Origin of the sequence: Kitasatospora sp. NPDC049285, from assembly GCF_040678815.1 — a bacterium.
Classification (GTDB): Bacteria; Actinomycetota; Actinomycetes; order Streptomycetales; family Streptomycetaceae; genus Kitasatospora.
The window spans coordinates 78874-97950 of record NZ_JBFAQR010000017.1; the positions used below are offsets into that span (position 1 = coordinate 78874).

Sequence of the window (19077 nt, forward strand, 5' to 3'; positions counted from 1 at the left end):
CTCGGTCACGGAGCTGTTCCTTCCTGGTCGAGGCGGGGCCTGCGGACGGCGACGGCCGGGACTACTCGGGGTCGAGCCACGTGCTGGCGTAGATGCTGAAGCAGGGCCACGGGTAGGCCTCCGCCGCCTGCTCGGTCTCGAGTTCGAGCTGCTGGAGGGCGAGGACTTCGGTCATGGACGGCTCCCTTCGGTTTCTCGTGGATGGGCGGGATCCAGGGTGAACCAGTCGTCACCCGGGCCGTGGAGGGCTCGGTGCAGCGCCAGCAGGATCCCTGCGCTGCCGCTGGCCACATCGGCGCTGAACCGGAGCGAGCCCGTTCCGAGCCAGCGGACGCCGTCACCGTGCGGGACGGCGTACTTGAGGAGCCCGGTCGCGAGCCGGACCGCGTCGCGGCGGTCGGCGTCGTCCCGGGTGAGGTCGGCGTACTCGGCGAGCAGGTAGGCCAGCCCGGCGAATCCGTCGTGCAGGCCGGCCTGGGCCGCGCAGACCTTGCGGGCGTCCGCGACGACGCGGGGCAGCGCGGCGGGGCAGCGCTCGTCCGCGGTGGCGGCCGCGTAGCGCACCAGGACGGTGCCGATCCCGGCGGATCCGGTGGCCAGGTACGGCATGACCCGCTTGTTGACGCTGTTGTCGGCGAACGACAGGGAGCCGTCGGGGAGGTCCACCGCGCGGTCCAGTTCGGCGTGGAGCAGCCCGAGTCCGGCCGCCCGGTAGCGCGGCTCGCCCGTCGCGTCGGCCAGGTGGTGGAGGAGGAGCGCCAGCCCGGAGCGGCCGTGGAACAGGCCGCGGGCGTCGTGGGCGCCGAGGGTCGGCACCAGGTCGGCGGTGCGCAGGATCGCGTCGCCGGCGGCGACGGCCCGCTCCAGGTGGTGGGTGTCGCCGGTGTGCCGGTGCAGGGCGAGCCAGGCCAGGCCGAGGCCGGCCCGTCCGCCGGCCAGTGTGGTCGTGGTGGCGGTGAGCGGGTGGCCGTCGGCGGCGCGCAGCAGGTCGACCGCCTCGTCGAGGTGGCCGGCCCGGGCCAGCACCCGCGCGATCCCGGCCGAGCCGACGGCCAGCCCGGGCGGCAGGGTGTCCGCCGCGGCCAGGGCGTCGCGGCGCAGCCGCTTGTCGACCTCGTCCGGGACGGGCAGGCCGGCCCGCTGCAGGGCGTGCACCACGCCGGCCGTGCCGTAGGCCACGCACACCGTGTTGGTGCGGAAGGCCAGGGGCGACGGCGGGAAGACCCAGTCGGGCCGGTCGGTGTCCGCCTGGTCGAGCAGGCTCTGCGCGGTCTGCGCGGCGAGTCGGGCCAGGCAGCCGAGCGGGTCGGCGTCGACCTGCTCGGGGTCGGGCAGCGCCCGGGAGGCGTCCGTGCCGGACGGGTGGAAGGCGGTGGCGCGCTGCCACAGGTCGCGGGGCACCGGGGCGGTCGCCGCCAGGTCGCGCCGCAGCAGGGCGAGGTTGGCCGGGGTCAGCTGGGGCGCGTTGTGGAACGGTGCGAGCAGGGTGAGCGCGAGCGCCGCGAGGCCGTAGCGGTCGGCGAGGACCGGGTCGGCGGGGTGTCCGGCGGCGAGGTCGGCGGGCGGGGCGAAGCCCGGGGTGCCCATCCGGGCGGGGCGGGCGGCCTGCGGGGTCACGGACTCGAAGTCGACCAGCCGGGCGTCCCCCTCGGGGGTGACGATGACGTTGCCGGGGCTGACGTCGCCGAACCGGAGCCCCAGCGCGTGGAGCCGCCCGAGGGCGGCGTCGAGCGCGCCGAGGATGCGCCGGCAGTCGGCGTGGTAGCGGTCGAACTCCCGCACCGGCCGGTCGACTTGGAGGATCGGCGAGCTGCGGTTGATCCACTTCACCAGCGGGAGTCCCTCGACGTGTTCCATGACGAGGAAGTCGTGCTCCCACTCGGTGAACAGCTCCAGCGGTTCGGGGCACACGCCCGGGGCGGCCGCGTGCACGGCGGTGAGCGTCTCGTACTCCCGGCGCAGCCGCTCCTGGGCGCTGACGCCGTCCCAGGTGTAACCGGTGTGCGGGCGCGCCTCCTTGATCAGCACCAGGCGTCCGGTACGGGTGTCGCGGGCCTGGTACGCGCCGCCGGCGTTGCTCGGCTGCAGCACCCGGAGGACCTCGTGGTCGCGGATCCGGATCGCACCCCGGTGCGGCGCGGGCTCCTCGGCCACGAACGGGTCGGTGACGCCCGCGGGCAGGACGAAGTACGGCTGCCGGACGTCCGCCGCCTCCTGTCCGTGACCGTCCGTCAGCAGCGGCAGCGCGGTGCCGTCGGGCTGCAGCCGGCTCCTGCGGGCGAACGCGCCGTAGCGGTAGTGCACGGTCCGGGAGTCGCGGTACCGGCGGTCGCTGAGGACGTACGCGCCCTCCTCCCCGTGCAGGGCGTCGACGAGCAGGTCCAGCAGTCGTGAGGCGGCCTCGGTGTCCGGCGGGTAGACGGCGCAGAACTTGCCCGACTGGGAGCGGGCGGCGTGCTTGTGGTGCAGGGCGAGGTAGAAGAAGCGCGCCGACACGTGCTTGAACGGCACCGCCTCGGCGAAGCAGACGTCCGCCACCGTGTCGAGGACCTCCTGGGCGCGCTCCAGCCGCGCCGACACGTGGATCTTCCAGCCCTGCTCGGCGCGGCGGACCCCGGGGGCGCTCCACGCCGTCCAGATGTCCCGGTCGGCGCCGCGCCAGCCGGCCGGCACCCGGGCGGGGGCGAAGCGCGGGCCGGGGTCGGCCATCGTGCCGAGCGGCGCGTAGTACTGCTCGTCGGCGAGGGCGTCGGACAGTGCGTCGAACAAGGGGAACTCCTCCGGTGGTCGTGCCGTTGCCCGGGATCAGCCGATGGCGAGCAGGGACAGCAGGCCGCCCTTTCCCTCGAACGCCGTGTGCAGGGCCAGCAGGATGCCCGCCGTCCCGGTGGTCAGGTCCGCGGACAGGCGCAGCAGGCCCATGCCGGGGAAGAACAGGCCCTCGTCGCGGGTGACGGCGTGCCAGGAGAGCCGGCGGACGGCCAGGTCCACCTCCTCGCGCCGGTGCGGGCCGCCGAGGGCGGCCAGCACGGCGATCAGCCCGGCGCGGCCCCGCATCAGGCCGGGTTCCCGCACGAAGTGCGAGGCGCAGCCGCGCCGGACCGGCTCCAGCAGGTCGGCGAGCCGCGGGTGGTCCGTGTGGTCGAGGTACTCGCGCGCCGCCAGCGCGATGCCGCCGCTGCCCTCGTCCAGGTACAGCAGGTGCCGGTGGCCCTGCTTGGCCTGGACGGTGCCGTCCGGCATGGTGACGCAGCCGTCGAGGTCGCGTTCCAGCGCCGCGCGGGCCATGGCCAGCCGCCGGCGCTCCCCGGTGATCCGGTACAGCCGGAGCTGGAGCAGGGCCGCGCCGCTGAGGCCGTGCATCAGTCCGGCGTGCGGCGGCGTGGCCACGCCGGGGTGGGCCCCGTCGCGGACCAGGGCGTCCAGCCGGTCGGCGGTGCGCGCGGCGGCGTCCAGCAGGGCGCCGTCGCGGGTGGCGGCGGCGAAGTGACACAGGCTCAGGGCGACGCCGGCCTGGCCGCCGAAGAGTCCCGCGTGCCGCGGTTCGGCCGCGGCGCGGGCGCGGTCGAGGGTCTCCAGGGCCTCCTCGCGGCGGCCGAGTTCGTCGAGGGCCAGGGCCGTGCCGTGCAGTCCGTCGTACAGGCCGAGGCCCGCTCCGGGGCGGGCGCGCCGGGCGGCCGCGACCAGCCAGTCGGTGTGCGCGTCGGGCACCTCCGCGCCGGTGCGGTGCAGGGCGAGCAGCACGCCCGCCGCGCCGTGGGCGACGGTGTGGCCACCGTCGGCGAAGACCCGCCGGTCCGCGGGGAACAGCCGGTCCGCGCGGTCGGGGGTGGCGGAGGAGCGGATGCCGGCGACCAGCCGTTCGCGGAGGGCCGGCCAGTCGGCGGTCGGGCCCGCGAACGGGTCGTCGCGTTCGGCGGGCGCGGCCGCTCCCGGCGCGGGGCCGATCACCGGCCTGCGCGGTCCCTCGGCGGGCGCCAGGCCGAAGCACGCCCGGGCCTCGGCCTCCAGCACCTCGGCCTTGCCGGGGTCGAGGCCGAGCATCTCCACCAGCGGCATCAGCAGGCTCAGCCAGGTGGCCCACAGGCCGTACCGGTCGGCCTCCGCTCCGGTGGCCCCGTGCGGGGCGGCGAACCCGGTGGCACCGACCTGGGCCAGCTCCGGTGCGGTGAGGTCGGTGGCGTACTCGAAGTCCACCAGCACCACCGACCCGTCGGGGCGGACGATCACGTTGCCGGGGTGGACGTCCCGGAAGCAGAGCCCCCGCTCGTGCACGGCGTCCAGCGCGGCGCCCAGGCGGTCGGCGATCCCGGTGGCCCACCGCCCGTACGCGCGCAGCGCCTCCGGGGACCGGTCGCGGCCCGGGGTCGGGTAGCGGTGGATCATCGCGTCGAGCAGGCGCTCGCCCTCGATGTGCTCCTCGATCAGGTAGTGGTGCTCCCAGGCGGTGGCGACGCCGTGCACCCGGGGCACGCAGGCGAGGCCCTGCAGCCGGGTCAGGGCGCGGTGCTCGCGGTGCAGCCGCTCGACGGCATCGGTGCCCTCCGCGTCCACGCCGCCGTACGGGCGTGCCTCCCGGAGGACGACCCGCTCGCCGGTGACGCGGTGCTCGGCCAGGTAGATGCCGCCCGCGTTGGAGTGGTGCAGCGCCTTGCGGACGGTGTACGGGAAGTCGCCCCAGCCCGCGTCCCGCCGGGCGGCCAGGTGCGGCTCCAGCACCGGCGGCACGCCGACCCAGTCGGGGGTCCGGAACACCGGTCCGCGCTGGTCGGGCACCAGCTCGCCGGAGGGCGTGCGCAGCGCCAGGACGCGCGCACCGTCCCGGTCGGTGCACCACTGCTCGACGAAGGCGCCGTAGCGGACGTGGACGGGGCCCGGGCCGATCCGCAGGTCGCTGAGGACGTAGGGGCCGGGAAAGCCGTCCAGGGCGTCGGCGAGCTCCTCGACCAGGTCGGTGAACCACTCCTCGTCCGGCGGGTAGACGGCGACGAACTTGCCGCTGCTGCCGCGGGCCATGTACTTCTCGGAGATCAGCCGCAGGGCCGCCGCGCTGCGCAGGAACTTGAACGGGACACCGCGCGCCAGCAGGATCACGCAGGCCGCTTCCAGCAGCTCCGCGGCCCGTCCCGGCACCGTCGACAGGTGGATCTTCCAGCCCTGCGCGACCGGCGGGGCGTCGACGGGGGTCATCGTGGTCCACAGCCCGGACGCGCCGCGCCGCCAGCCCGCCGGGACGGCCGCGCGGGTCTGCGGCCACCGGGAGTCCTCGTCCGGCAGCCGGCCCGGCGTCTCGAAGTGGAGCCGGTCCGCGACGCAGTAGACGACGGCTTCCTGGGGGTCTGCCATGCTGCTCTCTCCTGTCGGGCCGTCGGCGCTGCTCGGACGGGGCGGGGTCAGGCCAGCGGTTGCTCGCGGGCGGCGCTCCACGGGGCGGCGTCCCGGGCTTCCGGCTCCTCCGGCCGGGCAGCGGCGGGCGCTCCCCGGGGCTCGGAGCGCGCCGCCGACACCAGGACGGCGCAGACCAGGAAGACGGCGCCCAGCACGCCGTACGCGGGCGCCGGGCCCCAGGCCGCGAACAGCGCGCCGCCCGCCAGCGGGCCGAGCGGCTGGACCAGCGAGGAGAGCAGCCCGGCCGCGCTCTGCACCCGCCCGACCATGTGCTCCGGGGAGGCCAGCAGCAGCGAGCTGTTGAACCCGATGCCCGCCACGGTCGCCAGGGCCAGGGACAGCCCGGACAGCAGGCCCAGGTACCAGACGCCCTGACTGAGCGTCATCAGCCCGGCCGCCGCGGCGCAGGCCCAGCAGGTTCCGGCGATCAGCAGCCCGGGGCGCAGCCGCGCGGGCACCCGCGGGGCCAGCAGCGCGCCGGCCAGGGCCCCCGCGGAGGTGAGCGAGACCACCGTGCCGCCGCCGACGCCGGACCTGCCCCCGTCCGAGGCCGCGGCGAGCGAGACGAACATCAGGGCGCTGAACGCGGCGTTCATGCCCAGTCCGAAGACCAGCAGCACGGTGCGCAGGAACGGCCGGCCCCAGAGGAAGGCGATGCCGGCGGTGAACTCCCTGCGGCTGAACGGGGAACCCGCCGACGGGCCCGGCGCCGAGCGGGTGCGGACGCCCGCCAGGCAGGCCACGCACAGCAGCAGGCCGGCGGCCTCGGCGGCGAACGGCAGCGCCGGATGGACGGCGAACAGGGCCCCGCCGACCAGCGGTCCGATCAGCCGGGCGGCCGAGGACCTGGCCTGCAGCCGGGCCGAGGCCGCCGCCAGCCGGTCCGCGGGGACCACCGCCCGCAGCAGTCCCAGCGCGGCGGGTCCGACCAGGCTGGAGATGGCGGCGTTGGCCACCGCCACCAGCATGACCAGGGCCAGCGGCGAGTGCCCCAGCAGCACCGCCACGGCCAGCGAGCCGACCACGGCCGCGCTGCCCACGTCGCACCACAGCATCAGCCGGCGCCGCTCGACGGCGTCGGCCAGCGCCCCGGCGGGCAGCATGCTGACCAGCAGGGCCGCGACCGCCACGCTGCCCACCGCGCCCGCCTGGACGGCCGAGCCGGTCTCGCGCAGCACCAGCAGGGGCAGCGCGATGGCCGTCAGCTGCGACCCCAGGGCCGTCATCAGGCCGCCGACCCACAGCAGCCTGAAGTCCCTGTTCCCGCTGAGCGAGCCGTTGCGCGATGAGGCGCTCAAGGATGCCTCCCCCGGTCCGTCCGCAGTCTCCGAAGCGGCCATCGCCCGGCGGACAGGACGCTAGGCGCCGCGGGTTCGACAACGGTCAAGTCGCGGTATGGGAGCGCCTGTTCACTCCTCGCGGCTTGTCGAACAGGCGTCCGCTGGTAGCCTCCGGAGAGCATGCGAGACACAGGGGGACCCCATGCGATGGACTGATGCCGAGGGTGTGCGGTGGCGGATACGCCGGCACCGGCTCGCCGGACAGCGGCGGATCAAACCGGAGTGGGCGAACGACATCATCCCCGGCGGGCTCGGGCAGGACCCGATCTCGCTGATCATCGCGCTGCCCGCCCTGGTGGTGCTCGCCGTGCTCGTCCCGCTGTGGCTGGCCGAGTGGCTGATCAGGCTGCTGCTGACCCCGTTCGCGGTGGTGCTGAGACTGACCGGCCAGGTCCCGTACCGCCTCGAGGTGGAGCGCGCCGGCCGCACGGTGACCGCCCACACCCCGCGCGGCTACCAGGAACTGCGCCGCACCCTGGCCGAGGTGAGCCCGCAGCGCTGACGGTCCGCCCGGATGTGACGGGGCGTCAGGAGTGCTCCGCGGCCTCCTGATCGGCGCGGGCCCACAGCGCGTGCAGCGACGCGGCGAGGCGGTCGGGCTCGATGCGGTGGGGCGGGTCGAAGTGGTGGCGGTCCTCGAAGACCTCCAGCCGGAAGTCCGGGAAGACCGTCGACAGGCGGGCGGCGATCTCGCCGTAGTCGTCGGGGTTGCTGAGGCCGCCCAGGGCGAAGTAGACCGGCCGGTCGAAGGCCGCGAGCCTCGCGCGGTCCAGGTCGTAGGTCGCGAAGGTGTCGAGGAAGGCCCGGATCCCGGCCGGGCGCTGGGCCATCCACGGGGGTGGCGCGCCGGTCGGCGGCGGGGGCAGCACCACGCCGGGTCGGACGCCGAGCCGCATGAAGGCCGCCATGAACTCCCGCGGCGGCAGCCCGCGCAGGTCGTCGTAGCGCGCCCACAGCGCGGTGTGCTCCGGGCTCCAGTCCCACCTCCCGGCCCAGGCCGGCTCGAGCAGGGCCAGGCTGGCGAGCCGCTCGGGGTGGCGCTGGGCGAAGGCCAGGGCCGCGGCGCCGCCGCCGGAGTAGCCGACCAGGTGGAACATCTCCCAGCCCCGTCCGTCCGCCTCGCGCAGCACGCCCGCGACCTCGGTGTCCAGGCTGTAGCCGGCCGGCGGTTCGGCTGCCGCGTAGACCTCCAACTCCTTCCCGACCGCGTCGACGCCGGGCCCCAGGGCCTCGATCAACGCGTCGTAGGCGGGCCCGGCCGGCAGCACGCTGCCGGGCAGGAGGACGACGCGGGCAGGCTTCATGCCTTCATCGTGGCACCGGCCGGTGCCCCGGTCCCGGTGGCGCGGGCACCACGAGTCGACGACCGCGCCAGGTGTCGGCGGTCGGTCAACCGCGGGAGACCCGGAGCGCCCAGGCGATCAGCGGGGCCTGCAGGGGGAGGCGGGCCAGGGCGGCGGCGCGCTGCGGGGCCGGACGGTCGCGCCAGTCGTAGGCCATCTTCACGTTGGCGGGGAAGACCGCGGCGAACAGCCCGGCCGCGGCCAGCGCCCCGGCGCGGCGGCTGCGGGGGGACAGGACGGCGGCCCCGACGGCGAGCTCCGCGACACCGCTCACCCTGGTCCACGTCCGGGGCGAGCCGGGCAGGCTGCGCGGCACGATCGCGTCGAACGGCCCGGGCGCGGCGAAGTGGGCGACCCCGGCGGCCAGCAGCAGCCCGCCCAGCAGGCGGGCGGAACGGTCGGCGGTCATCGGCTCTCCAGGCGGTCTCGACGGCACGCGATGTTACCGAACAGTAGAGCAGCTGGGGTCCGCGGTCGGTAGTCCCCGGTGTTCCACCGGGGCCCCGCGATCTCCTGACGCAGCGTCAGGCTGTGGCATGGTCGGCGACGCCTGCCTCACCCGATCGGATGAGTCGGCAGACTCGACCAATCCGGCCCCGCCGGGGCCCCGAACCGGGGATGTGAGCAACGAACCGACCTCTCCCGGCACCCCGCCCGGCCACCGCCGAGGCCGCCTGCCGCACGCGGCCGCCGGCGCCGCGATCGGGCTGGCGGCAGCGGTGGCCGCGGTGGGTGCGGGCGAGCTGGTCGCATACCTGACGGGGGCGCGGACCGCACCGGTGATCGCGGTGGGGTCGGCGGCGATCGACCTCACGCCGACTCCGTTGAAGGAGTACGCGGTCCGTACCTTCGGCACCCACGACAAGACGGTGCTGCTGGGCGGGATCTACCTGACGATGGCTCTGCTCGCCGCGCTGGCCGGCCTGGTGGCGGTGCGCCGCCCGGCCGCCGGGGCCGCGGTCTTCGGCGGCTTCGGGCTGCTGGGCGCCTGGGCGGCGCTGTCCCGACCCGGGGCGGCGGCCGCGGACTGCGCCCCGTCGCTGGCCGCCGGCCTGGTCGGCGCGGCGGCCGTCCTGGTGCCGGCCCGCCGGTGGCGCGCGGCCCCGACGACGGCCGCCCCGGCCGCAGCCGCCCCGGAGCGCGAACCGGACGCGGAGAGCGAGAGCCCGTGGGGCGTATCGCCGGTAACGAGCCGTCGAACGGTCCTCGTCGCCACCGCGGCGACGTTCACCGCAGGCGCGGTCGCGGGGGTCACCGGCCGCGCCCTGACGGACCGCCGCTACGACGTCACTGCCGCCCGCGACGCCGTCCGCCTCCCCGCGCCGGCCGCCGCACTGCCGCCCCTGCCGCCCGCCGTCCACCCGAACGTGCCCGGCCTGTCCCCGTTCACCACCGCGAACGGCGCCTTCTACCGGGTCGACACCGCGCTCACCCTGCCCCGGATCGACCCGCGCGACTGGTCGCTGCGCATCCGCGGGCTGGTCGACCACCCGCAGTCGATCACCTTCGACCAGCTGCTGCGCGAGCCGCTCGAAGAGCTCGACCACACCCTGTCCTGCGTCTCCAACGAGGTCGGCGGCCCGTACGTCGGCACCACCCGCTGGCTCGGCGCGTCGCTGCCCGCCCTGCTGCGGCGCGCCGGAGTCCGGTCCGGGGCCGACCAGTTGGTGGGGCGCTCGCAGGACGGAATGACCATCGGCACCCCGCTGGAGTCGGTCCTCGACGGACGCCGGGCGCTGCTCGCCGTCGCCATGAACGGCGAGCCGCTGCCGCTCGCCCACGGCTTCCCCTGCCGCTCCGTCGTGCCCGGCTTCTACGGCTACACCTCCGCCACCAAGTGGCTGGTCGACCTGGAGGTCACCACCTTCGCCGCCTTCGACCCGTACTGGGTGCGCCGCGGCTGGGACCGTACCGGCACCGTCCGCACCGCCTCCCGGATCGAGGTCCCCGCACCGTTCGCGAAGGTCGCCGCCGGGGAGGTGGACCTCGCGGGGACGGCCTGGGCCACCCACCGGGGTGTCGCCGCCGTCGAGGTGCGCGTCGACGGCGGGCCCTGGCAGCAGGCGGAGTTGGCCGCCGACGCGGGGCCCGACCTGTGGCGGCAGTGGACCCACCGCTGGAGCGGCGCGACCCCCGGCGCCCACCGCATCGAGGTGCGCGCCACCGACGCCACCGACGCGGTCCAGCCCGAGCAGCGCGCCTCGCCGTTCCCCGCCGGGGCGACGGGCTGGCACAGCACCGTCGTCACCGTCACCTGACCCACGTCACCACGTACCCGTTCAGCAGTACCTGCTGACGTCCCGTCACCCCTGCACCGAGGAGAGCTTCGCCATGTCCGCCACCACCCGCCGCCGTTCCCTGACCGCCCTGTTCGCCGCCGGCGCCCTCGCCCTGACCCTGGGCGCGTGCGGCAGCAGCAACGGGTCCAGTTCCACCTCCGCCCCGGCCGCGGGTTCCGGCTCCGCCGCGGTGCCGAGCGGCGCCGCCGCGGCGGCGGCGATGGCCGATCAGCCGTTCGGCAGCGCCTGCGCCGCCGTGCCGAAGGACGGCGCCGGGTCGTTCTCCGGCATGGCGAAGGACCCGGTCGCCACCGCCGCCTCGCACAACCCGCTGCTGTCGACCCTGGTCGCCGCGGTCCAGCAGGCAGGGCTGGTGGACACCCTCAACTCCGCACAGCACATCACCGTCTTCGCACCCACCAACGACGCCTTCGCCAAGATCCCGAAGGCCGACCTGGACGCGCTGCTCGCCGACAAGGCCAAGCTCACCAAGGTCCTGACCTCCCACGTCACCCCGGACCGGCTCGCACCCACCGCCCTGGCCGGCACCCACCGGACCCTGGAGGGCGGCGGCCTCACCGTCACCGGATCCGGCGCGGACTTCACCGTCAACGGCAACTCCAAGGTCCTGTGCGGCGACGTGCAGACCGCCAACGCCACCGTCTACATCGTCGACACCGTGCTGATGCCCGCCTCCTGACGCCCCGGCGCGAAGGCACGAACGTACGAAGGCCCCTCCCGGGATGGATCCGGGAGGGGCCTTCGCGGGCGGCGGGCCACCGCCGTGGAGTCCGGGGTCAGAGCTTGAACATCGAGGTGTACGGCTGGGTGAGGCGTTCCTGGCGCGAGCCGAAGTCGACGAGCACCGCGATGTCGCTGTCGCCCTCGACGCCGATGACCCGGCCGAGGCCGAACCTGTCGTGGGTGACGCGGTCGCCGAGGGTGAAGTGCTTGCGCGGCGCTTCACGCCGCGCCGTGAAGGGGCTGGTGGGCAGGTGGGCGCGGGCTGCTGCAGATTTCGTCATTTCCCCCAGTATGCGCCCGGGAGGCCCGGCAGCGGGACCCTCCCCGGCCCTCGATCTCGGGCGGATCCGGGCCGCGGCGTGTGCCGTGCGGCACACCGCGCTCGGCGCGCGGCGGCGACTCGCCCGAAACCCGGGGTGAAATGTCCCGCCACGGCGGACCCGGGCCTGCTACAGTCGTTTCAGTTGCAGTAGTGGTTCCCATGAACGTTATGTGCGTCTGCTGATGTTCGGCAGACGCATTTTTGTTTCCCGGGTCTTCCTCCCGGGTGGGTGCTCATCGCGGCGACTCGAAATCCGCGCGGTGCGGACTTCGGACTGCCCCTGAAGGAGAAATTTTATGGCTAATGGCACCGTGAAGTGGTTCAACGCGGAAAAGGGCTTCGGCTTCATCGAGCAGGAGGGTGGCGGCCCGGACGTCTTCGCCCACTACTCGAACATCAACGCCAGTGGCTTCCGTGAGCTGCTCGAGGGCCAGAAGGTCGAGTTCGACGTCACGCAGGGCCAGAAGGGCCCGCAGGCCGAGAACATTCGCCCGCTGTAGTTCTGCCCCGGCACCCGCCCGGCAGTGAGGGGCCCGCACCGGACATCACGCCCGGTGCGGGCCCCTCGGCGTTGCGCCGTGACGCACTCCGGCTCTCCGGCCCCGGGCCCCGCCACCGGCGGCCGCCCCGACGCGAGACGCCCGGCGCCGCGTCGAGGTCGGCGCCCCACCGTGAGCCTTCACGGCTCCGGGTTCCCCGCTCCCGCTCCGACCGGTGAGCGCCCGGGCGTAGGTGACGTGCCGCACGCTGCGCCGTCCACGCTCCGCCCGTCACATTTCCGGCCCGTTCCCTTGCGGTCTCCGCCGGCGCCCCGCGCCGCGGTGCCTTCCTCGTGACGTGCCGCCCCGAGGAAGGTCATCACATGAACCGTTCCAGTCGCTCCTCGTACCGGAACTCCGGCTCCCGCTCCGGCGGCGGCGCCCCGCAGGGCGAGTTCGCGATGCCGGTGAGCACCACCCCGGCGCTGCCGGCCGTCGAGTCCTTCGCCGAACTCGACCTGCCGAAGGGGCTGTTGTCGGTGCTGACCCGGCAGGGCGTCACCTCGCCGTTCCCGATCCAGGCCGCGACGCTGCCGAACTCGCTGGCCGGCCGCGACGTGCTCGGCCGGGGCCGCACCGGCTCCGGCAAGACCCTGGCCTTCGGCCTGGCCGTGCTGGCCCGCACCGCCGGGCAGCGCGCGGAACCGCGCCAACCGCTGGCCCTGGTGCTGGTGCCCACCCGCGAGCTCGCGCAGCAGGTCACCGAGGCGCTCTCCTCCTTCGCCCACGCGGTGCACCTGCGGATGGCGACCGTGGTCGGCGGGATGTCGATCGGCCGGCAGGCCCAGGCGCTGAACCGCGGGGCGGACGTCGTGGTGGCCACCCCCGGCCGGCTCAAGGACCTGATCGAGCGCGGCGACTGCCGACTGGACCGGGTCGCCGTCACCGTGCTCGACGAGGCCGACCAGATGGCCGACATGGGCTTCCTCCCGCAGGTCACCGAGCTCCTCGAGCAGGTCGCCGACGGCGGCCAGACGATGCTGTTCTCGGCCACCCTGGACCGCAACGTCGACCGACTGGTGCGCCGCTTCCTGAAGGACCCGGTCACGCACTCGGTCGACCCGTCCACGGCGACGGTCAGCACCATGGAGCACCACGTGCTGCACGTGCAGAACTTCGACAAGAACGCCACCATCGCCCACATCGCCTCCCGCGACGGCGGGGTGATCATGTTCACCGACACCAAGCACGGCGCCGACCGCCTGGTCGAGGACCTGCTGGCGAACGGGGTCAAGGCCGCGGCCCTGCACGGCGGCAAGTCCCAGCCGCAGCGCACCCGCACCCTGGAGCAGTTCCGCACCGGCGAGGTGACGGCGCTGATCGCCACCAACGTCGCCGCCCGCGGCATCCACGTCGACGGCCTCGACCTGGTGGTCAACCTCGACCCGCCGACCGACCACAAGGACTACCTGCACCGCGGCGGACGCACCGCCCGGGCCGGCGAGTCCGGCACCGTCGTCACGCTGACGCTGCCCAGCCAGCGCCGCGCGACCGCCCGGATGATGACGGCGGCCGGCATCACCCCCGTCACCACCAGGGTCAGCCCCGGCGGCGAGGAGCTGGCCCGGATCACCGGCGCCCGGGTGCCCACCGGCGTGCCCGTGGTGGTCCCCGACCCCGTCGTCGAGCGCCCGCGCCGCAGCGCGTCCGCGGGTCGCGGACGGCGCAGCCGCCCGGCCCACGTCAGTGGCGGCACCCGGGTGGCCGCCGGCCGCGACCAGCACGGCGCCACCGAGCGCCGCCGGGCGCCCCGGCGCGTCGAGCCGTCCGCGTAGCCCTTCGGGCAGACCGAAGCGGCCCGTGCCCCCGACCGAGCGGGGGCACGGGCCGTTGTCCGACGGTCAGTTGGCGAGGCTGAAGTCGCCGCCGACCGGGGCGGCGATCTTGTCGACGCCGGTGAGCGGGGTGAGGGTGGTCACCGGAACGGTGCTCGGGTCGGTGGTGCCGTTGCCGAGCTGGCCGGAGGCGTTGGCGCCCCAGGAGCGGACGGTGTTGTCGCCGAGCAGCGCGAAGGTGTGCTCGCGGCCGCCGGCCACCGCCTGGACGCCCTTGACGCCCCACACCGGGACGGGGGCGATCCGGTAGTCGGTCGTGCCGTCGCCGATCTGGCCGGAGGTGTTCTGCCCCCAGGCCTTGAGCCGGTTGTCGCTGTCGGTGACGGCCAGGCTGTGGTTGCAGCCGGCGGCGATCTGCGAGACCCCGCCGAGCCAGATGCCCTGGGTGTCGACCGGGGTGTAGCGGTTGATGGTGCTGCCGTCGCCGAGCTGGCCGGTGGCGTTGTACCCCCAGGCCTTCACCGCGTTGCCGCTGGTGGGCTTGGCGGCGCCGCTCGGCGGGCCGACCAGGGCGAGGTTGTGGTTGCACCCGGCCGCGATCCGGCTGACGCCAATCAGGTTGACCACCTGCGAGGGGACGTTGCGGCTGGCCGAAGTGCCGTCGCCCAGCTGGCCGTTGATGTTGTAGCCCCAGGCCCAGACGGTGCCGTCCTCGCGCAGCGCCAGGCTGTGGTCGCGGCCCGCGGCGATCGCCACCACCTTGTTCAGGCCCTCGACCCGCACCGGGGTGCTGCTGTCGGAGTTGGTGCCGTTGCCGAGCTGGCCGTAGTTGTTGCGCCCCCAGGCCACCACGGTCTGGTCGTACAGCAGGGCCAGGCTGTGCGCGCCGCCCGCGGCGACGTCGGTGACCTTGTCGCTGAGCCCGCCGACCCGGCTGGGCGTGTTGTGCCCGAAGACCGTGCTGTCGCCGAGCTGCCCCGACCCGTTGGCCCCCCAGGCGTACACCGAGTAGTCGCTCATCAGCGCCAGCCCGAAGCCGTTGGTGGGGCCCGCGCCGCCGGCCGCGATCTTCGTCACGTCGGCGCTGGTCAGCCCGGTCACGGAGGTCGCCGAGGTGCGGAAGTCGGTCCAGGTGCCGTCGCCGAGCTGGCCGGAGCGGTTGTTGCCCCAGGCCTTGAGGTGCTTGTCCTGGCCGTGCGCGGTCCCGACCGGAACGGCCGCCAGGCCGAGCGCGGTGAGCGCGGCCACGGTCGCGCCGAGGGCCGAACGAAGGCGTGCGGTACGGAAGTTCGTCATGTGGTGCCTCTCTACGAGGGTGGGTGGTCAGCGCGCCAGGCTGAAGCTGCCGTTGGAGGGCGCCGCGACCTCGGACACGTTCCCGGACTTGGCCAGCACCAGCACCGGGAGCTCGCGCTGGGTGAGGGTGCCGTCGCCGAGCTGGCCCTTGTCGTTGTTGCCCCAGGCGTAGACGGTGCCGTCGTCGAGCACGGCCAGGTTGTGGGCGGCGCCGGAGGCGATGCCGACCACGCCCTTCAGGCTGTCGATCGGCACGCTGGTGTTGCGCTGGGTGACGGTGCCGTCCCCGACCTGGCCCTTCTCGTTGTTGCCCCAGGCGCGCAGGCTGTGGTCCTGCAGGAGCGCGACGGTGTGCTGCGCCCCGGCGGCGAGCGCGGTGACGTTCGCGAGCTCGCTGACCGGCACCGGGTAGGGCTTGTTCACCGTGGTGTCGTCGCCCAACTGCCCCTTGTCGTTGAGGCCCCAGGACATCACGGTGTCGTCCGCGAGCAGCGCCAGCGCGTGCGAGGCGCCGGCGGCGATGCCCTTGACGGTGTTCAGCTCGGGCACCGACAGCGCGGTGGTGCGGGTGGCCGGTGTGGGGCCGGGGACGGTGGCGGTCGCGGTGGCCGGCTTGGCGGTGACGCCCAGCTGGCCCTTGTCGTTGTTGCCCCAGGTCTTCACCGTGCCGTCCTTGAGCAGGGCCATGCTGAAGGAGTCGCCCGCGGCGATCGCCTTGACGTCGGCCAGCCCGGCGACCGTCACCGGGAGCTTGGCGTCGGCGGTGGTGCCGTTGCCCAGCTGGCCCTTGTCGTTCAGGCCCCAGGACTTGACCGTGCCGTCCTTCAGCAGCGCCAGGGCGTGCGAGCCGCCTGCCGCGACCGCCTGCACCCCGCCCAGCCCGGCCACCAGTCCGGGCACGGCGAAGTCGTCGGTGGTACTGGTGGTGCCGTTGCCCAACTGCCCCTTGTCGTTGCGGCCCCAGGCCTCGACGGTGCCGTTGGCCAGCAGGGCCAGCGCGAATCCGGACGCGGTCTTGCCGTCCGCGCTGGTGGAGCCGCCGGCGACGATCGTGGCGACCTCGGCCCCCGCGAGGCCGACCACGGAGACCGGGGTCTGCCGCTGGGTCTTGGTGCCGTCGCCGAGTTGGCCGTTGGTGTTCAGGCCCCACGCCCGCACCCGCAGGTCGTACGCGGAGGCGGCCGGGGCGGGCAGCGCGACGGAGCCCAGCAGGGTCAGGCTCGCGACCAGTGCGGGCACGGCGACGGGCAGGCGGCGGAGCGTGCGGTGCAGGGGAGACATCTCGTCCTCACGTTCGGGGGAAGGTGGAGCGCCGGACGGGCCCGCCGTTGACGAGGCCCGGGTGCGGCTGGTGGCCGTGGTGCGGCGCGGTGACGCCGACCGGGCGGTGCTCGGCCGCTCCTGCCCGGGGTGCACCCGGGAAGGGCAGGGCGGCGGCGGCGAGCAGGACCGTGCAGACCCGCAGCGCGGGCCGGGAAAGGGGTGTCATGGCGTCCCTCGGCAAGCCGGCCGCACGACACCTGGCCGCGCGGTCGCAGCTGGAAGTGAAAATCGGAACGACGGCATGTATGCCTCGGCGCTCGAAGGATTGTGCGTTTTCGAACGGCTTTCCATGCCGATGGCCCACCACGATCGTTCGCATTCGCCCTGACGGACCGTTATCGGTTGCGGACGGTGATCACGGCCCGAAGCATGACGACCGGGACTGACCTCTCGTCAGTTCACAGCTGCACAAGTACCGGAGATCCGAGCCGACTTCAGCGGGAGACAGCGTGTTGCGCACCCAACGAGCCAGACTGCTAGTCGTCACCCTCAGTAGCGCCATCGTCCTCGCGGCCCCCGCGCCGGCCGGGGCGGAGGACACCCAGCCGGTCGTGGTGGTGAACGCGACGTTCTCCGCGCCCACCGTGCCCGACGGCAAGGCGTTCGAGTCCGGCATCGACGGCTGGACCGGCGGCGGCCGCGTCTCCGCCACCCGCGCCGCCCACCGTCTGGGCATCCAGGCCGCCTACCTCCCCAGCACCGCGTCTGGACTCAGCACCCGGCTGCGCGGCGTCCGGGCCGGTGCCACCGTCACCGTCACCTGGGACGACTCCCCCGACGCCTGCGTGAAGCAGGGCGTCGCCAGCCGGACGTACACCGTGTCGGTGGCGGGCGGCGCCAACTCGCCCGGCGCCTTCACCACCAACCCCTCCGCCGCCAAGACCGACTGGTTCCTCGGCCGGGTCTACTCCTTCACCGCCGCCGAGGACGCCCCGCAGATCACCTTCGTCTCCACCGCCACCGAGAGCACCGGCTGCCCCGCGCTGATCGCCAACGTCGCGGCCATGCAGACCGCCGCGGCCCCCCAGCAGAACGACCCCTGCGCGGGCGGGTCGGCGAGCAGCCCGCAGTGCCAGGACGTCGCCGCCGACAAGGAGAAGATCGACAAGTGCCCCGCCACCTCCGAGGAGTGCCTGGCGAGCGTGGCGGGCGACGGCAAGGCGGAGAAGGACGGCATCGCCAAGGAGACCCAGGCCGTCGACGCCTTCGGCAAGGTCCCCCGGGAGCAGGACCCGAACACCGCCGCCGCCGAACTGTGCAGCCTGCCGAACGCGTTGACGGCCAACCTGCAGCCGGGCGACGCCGTGGTCCCGCCGAGCGAGTGGTGGATCTGCTGATGACCCGTCGACTCCTGCGCCGCCTCGGCTGCTCCGCGGCCACCGTCGGCCTGGCCCTGGCCGCCGCGCCGCCCGCCCAGGCCGCCGACACCGTGGACGTCCCGGTGCCCAACGGCACCTTCGCGCAGCCCGTCGCCCCCGACCACGGGACCTCGGCCGGGCACCCGGAGTGGTCGCCGGACAACAACACCGGCGTGGTCTTCGGCAAGGCCCTGGCCCAACATCCGCTCGGCTACCAGGCGACCGCGCTCAACTGGGGCGGTGCCGCGCTCTCGCTGCGGACCCGGCTGTGGGGCGTGAAGGCCGGCTCCGCCGTGACCCTGACCTGGGACGACAGCCCGGGCGTGTACAAGCAGTGCACGACCGCGCAGTTGAAGGACGGTCAGACCTACAACGTCTCGCTGGTGACCACCGGTCCGGCGCCCGACCCGGTGGTCACCACCAAGGGCACCGACACGGTGGGCACGGCGAACTGGTTCACCGGCCGGGCCTTCGAGTTCACCGCGACCGAGGACAACCCGATGGTCTCCTTCGACTCCCAGGAACGCCGCGACTCGCCGTCCTGCGGCCCGCTGATCACCAACGTCACGGCCAGGCAGACCCCGGCCCCGGTGAATCAGAAGGTCACCAAGGAGCAGCTGCCGGCCCCCAAGGCCTACCGGGGCAACGACCCGCTGGAGCCGGGTGTGGCAGTGGACGACTGCGAGGGCGCCGCCACCAACTGCACGTTCACCGTGGACAACCGGTACTCCTACCGCTACTACGGGCAGACCCGGGTGGTCGGCGAGGTCTACATCAACTGCAGCCGCAACGCGGTGGTGGACGACCGGCGGATCGAGGTCACCGAGCCGCCGTACGACAGCCTCACGCAGTACTACGCGCTCAAGGGCGCGCCGCTGGTCCCGAGCCGTTCCGACATCTCGCAGAGCCGGCCGAACCTGGCCGCCCAGGCCGCCGCCGGGTACGCGGCCGGCGGCGGCAACGCGGGGGCCGTGTCGACCAGCAACCCGCTCACCTGGAGCCGGACCACCGGCAAGTCGCTCAACCCCACCATCCAGCCCGGCGAGGTGAGTTGGATCGAGGTGCAGCCCGCGCGCGAACGGGTGGTGGGCACCTTCGCCAACACCCGCAACGCGTACCGGCTGGACGCCGTCTTCGACGTCCCGGCGGTGTCCCTGCCGGACCGCTACTACCAGCGCACCGGCCCGCTCACCGAGACCGAACTGCAGCGCTGCGGCTCCGGCCGCCCGACCGCGGGCACCCCGGACAACGGGGCGAACCCGGACAGGCGCCTGCTCGCCCTGGACGCCCCGCCCGCCGGTGTGCCGACCAGGTCGGTCCCGCTCAACCCGTAAGCCCCGTACGTACGTCGGCCGCCTGCCCCACGATCG

17 protein-coding genes are annotated in these 19077 nt (G+C 74.6%); 7 read left to right on the forward strand and 10 right to left on the reverse strand.

Translation table 11 applies throughout. The features are described from left to right. Positions 1 to 61: 61 nt before the first annotated feature. From AB0K51_RS14250 to AB0K51_RS14265, 4 genes are read right to left on the reverse strand one after another with little or no spacing between them, the layout of a single operon-like run. Entirely contained in the window at positions 62 to 175 is a 114-nt protein-coding gene (locus AB0K51_RS14250) for a class III lanthipeptide (RefSeq protein ID WP_363454165.1), read from the reverse strand. Beyond that, a complete protein-coding gene (gene lanKC, locus AB0K51_RS14255; RefSeq protein ID WP_363454167.1) occupies positions 172 to 2769 on the reverse strand; it encodes a class III lanthionine synthetase LanKC in 2598 nt (865 codons plus the stop codon). Before lanKC (AB0K51_RS14255) ends, AB0K51_RS14250 begins: the two co-directional genes overlap by 4 nt. 36 nt (positions 2770 to 2805) lie before the next feature. Then, positions 2806 to 5346 carry a class III lanthionine synthetase LanKC gene (gene lanKC, locus AB0K51_RS14260; RefSeq protein ID WP_363454169.1) on the reverse strand — a complete coding sequence of 847 codons (2541 nt, stop codon included), beginning with the start codon at positions 5344 to 5346 and terminating at the stop codon, positions 2806 to 2808. A gap of 47 nt (positions 5347 to 5393) precedes the next feature. Then, the gene (locus AB0K51_RS14265; protein ID WP_363454226.1) at positions 5394 to 6614 is read right to left on the reverse strand and encodes an MFS transporter; all 1221 of its coding nucleotides are present in this window, start codon (positions 6612 to 6614) and stop codon (positions 5394 to 5396) included. Positions 6615 to 6870: 256 nt separating this feature from the next. Here AB0K51_RS14265 and AB0K51_RS14270 point away from each other — a divergent pair, with 256 nt between their 5' ends. Beyond that, entirely contained in the window at positions 6871 to 7230 is a 360-nt protein-coding gene (locus AB0K51_RS14270) for a hypothetical protein (RefSeq protein WP_363454171.1), read from the forward strand. A 25-nt stretch (positions 7231 to 7255) separates the two neighbouring features. Here the strand turns inward: AB0K51_RS14270 and AB0K51_RS14275 are convergent, their stop codons facing one another. Beyond that, positions 7256 to 8032 carry an alpha/beta hydrolase gene (locus AB0K51_RS14275; RefSeq protein ID WP_363454173.1) on the reverse strand — a complete coding sequence of 259 codons (777 nt, stop codon included), beginning with the start codon at positions 8030 to 8032 and terminating at the stop codon, positions 7256 to 7258. A gap of 85 nt (positions 8033 to 8117) precedes the next feature. Further along, a complete protein-coding gene (locus tag AB0K51_RS14280; RefSeq protein WP_363454175.1) occupies positions 8118 to 8480 on the reverse strand; it encodes a MauE/DoxX family redox-associated membrane protein in 363 nt (120 codons plus the stop codon). Between the two features lie 211 nt (positions 8481 to 8691). Here AB0K51_RS14280 and AB0K51_RS14285 point away from each other — a divergent pair, with 211 nt between their 5' ends. Both AB0K51_RS14285 and AB0K51_RS14290 read left to right on the forward strand, forming a co-directional pair. Then, a complete protein-coding gene (locus AB0K51_RS14285; protein WP_363454177.1) occupies positions 8692 to 10329 on the forward strand; it encodes a molybdopterin-dependent oxidoreductase in 1638 nt (545 codons plus the stop codon). Between the two features lie 73 nt (positions 10330 to 10402). Continuing rightward, positions 10403 to 11050: a fasciclin domain-containing protein gene (locus AB0K51_RS14290; RefSeq protein WP_363454179.1), complete on the forward strand. Its 648-nt coding sequence runs from the start codon at positions 10403 to 10405 to the stop codon at positions 11048 to 11050. A 97-nt stretch (positions 11051 to 11147) separates the two neighbouring features. On the opposite strand, the gene AB0K51_RS14295 is transcribed toward AB0K51_RS14290, so the two are convergent. Continuing rightward, entirely contained in the window at positions 11148 to 11375 is a 228-nt protein-coding gene (locus AB0K51_RS14295; protein ID WP_363454181.1) for a hypothetical protein, read from the reverse strand. A gap of 337 nt (positions 11376 to 11712) precedes the next feature. Between AB0K51_RS14295 and AB0K51_RS14300 the strand changes: the two genes are divergently transcribed. Together AB0K51_RS14300 and AB0K51_RS14305 are read left to right on the forward strand one after the other, a co-directional pair. Next, positions 11713 to 11916, forward strand: a complete 204-nt coding sequence (locus AB0K51_RS14300; protein WP_030916923.1) for a cold-shock protein — start codon at positions 11713 to 11715, stop codon at positions 11914 to 11916. 362 nt (positions 11917 to 12278) lie between these two features. After that, the gene (locus AB0K51_RS14305; protein ID WP_363454183.1) at positions 12279 to 13730 is read left to right on the forward strand and encodes a DEAD/DEAH box helicase; all 1452 of its coding nucleotides are present in this window, start codon (positions 12279 to 12281) and stop codon (positions 13728 to 13730) included. 66 nt (positions 13731 to 13796) lie between these two features. Here AB0K51_RS14305 and AB0K51_RS14310 read toward each other — a convergent pair whose 3' ends face one another. Genes AB0K51_RS14310 through AB0K51_RS14320 form a run of 3 tightly spaced genes read right to left on the reverse strand, consistent with a single transcriptional unit; the run spans position 13797 to position 16515 of the window. After that, complete coding sequence (locus AB0K51_RS14310) at positions 13797 to 15026, reverse strand: hypothetical protein (RefSeq protein ID WP_363454185.1); 1230 nt, start codon at positions 15024 to 15026, stop codon at positions 13797 to 13799. 27 nt (positions 15027 to 15053) lie between these two features. After that, positions 15054 to 16307 carry a hypothetical protein gene (locus AB0K51_RS14315; RefSeq protein WP_363454187.1) on the reverse strand — a complete coding sequence of 418 codons (1254 nt, stop codon included), beginning with the start codon at positions 16305 to 16307 and terminating at the stop codon, positions 15054 to 15056. Between the two features lie 7 nt (positions 16308 to 16314). Further along, positions 16315 to 16515 (reverse strand): hypothetical protein, encoded by a 201-nt coding sequence (locus AB0K51_RS14320; RefSeq protein WP_363454189.1) that lies wholly within the window; start codon positions 16513 to 16515, stop codon positions 16315 to 16317. A 286-nt stretch (positions 16516 to 16801) separates the two neighbouring features. Here AB0K51_RS14320 and AB0K51_RS14325 point away from each other — a divergent pair, with 286 nt between their 5' ends. Then, the gene (locus AB0K51_RS14325; RefSeq protein WP_363454191.1) at positions 16802 to 17686 is read left to right on the forward strand and encodes a hypothetical protein; all 885 of its coding nucleotides are present in this window, start codon (positions 16802 to 16804) and stop codon (positions 17684 to 17686) included. Beyond that, positions 17686 to 19041 (forward strand): hypothetical protein, encoded by a 1356-nt coding sequence (locus AB0K51_RS14330; RefSeq protein ID WP_363454193.1) that lies wholly within the window; start codon positions 17686 to 17688, stop codon positions 19039 to 19041. Before AB0K51_RS14325 ends, AB0K51_RS14330 begins: the two co-directional genes overlap by 1 nt. Positions 19042 to 19077 lie beyond the last annotated feature (36 nt).

Bases quoted from the DNA above. Each gene is read 5' to 3' on its own strand.
- AB0K51_RS14300 (WP_030916923.1), top strand. From the start codon at position 11,713: ATGGCTAATGGCACCGTGAAGTGGTTCAACGCGGAAAAGGGCTTCGGC.
- AB0K51_RS14305 (WP_363454183.1), top strand. From the start codon at position 12,279: ATGAACCGTTCCAGTCGCTCCTCGTACCGGAACTCCGGCTCCCGCTCC.
- lanKC (WP_363454169.1), bottom strand. From the start codon at position 5,346: ATGGCAGACCCCCAGGAAGCCGTCGTCTACTGCGTCGCGGACCGGCTC.
- AB0K51_RS14280 (WP_363454175.1), bottom strand. From the start codon at position 8,480: ATGACCGCCGACCGTTCCGCCCGCCTGCTGGGCGGGCTGCTGCTGGCC.
- AB0K51_RS14330 (WP_363454193.1), top strand. From the start codon at position 17,686: ATGACCCGTCGACTCCTGCGCCGCCTCGGCTGCTCCGCGGCCACCGTC.
- AB0K51_RS14295 (WP_363454181.1), bottom strand. From the start codon at position 11,375: ATGACGAAATCTGCAGCAGCCCGCGCCCACCTGCCCACCAGCCCCTTC.
- AB0K51_RS14310 (WP_363454185.1), bottom strand. From the start codon at position 15,026: ATGACGAACTTCCGTACCGCACGCCTTCGTTCGGCCCTCGGCGCGACC.
- AB0K51_RS14270 (WP_363454171.1), top strand. From the start codon at position 6,871: ATGCGATGGACTGATGCCGAGGGTGTGCGGTGGCGGATACGCCGGCAC.
- AB0K51_RS14320 (WP_363454189.1), bottom strand. From the start codon at position 16,515: ATGACACCCCTTTCCCGGCCCGCGCTGCGGGTCTGCACGGTCCTGCTC.
- AB0K51_RS14265 (WP_363454226.1), bottom strand. From the start codon at position 6,614: ATGACGGCCCTGGGGTCGCAGCTGACGGCCATCGCGCTGCCCCTGCTG.
- AB0K51_RS14275 (WP_363454173.1), bottom strand. From the start codon at position 8,032: ATGAAGCCTGCCCGCGTCGTCCTCCTGCCCGGCAGCGTGCTGCCGGCC.
- AB0K51_RS14250 (WP_363454165.1), bottom strand. From the start codon at position 175: ATGACCGAAGTCCTCGCCCTCCAGCAGCTCGAACTCGAGACCGAGCAG.
- AB0K51_RS14290 (WP_363454179.1), top strand. From the start codon at position 10,403: ATGTCCGCCACCACCCGCCGCCGTTCCCTGACCGCCCTGTTCGCCGCC.
- AB0K51_RS14315 (WP_363454187.1), bottom strand. From the start codon at position 16,307: ATGTCTCCCCTGCACCGCACGCTCCGCCGCCTGCCCGTCGCCGTGCCC.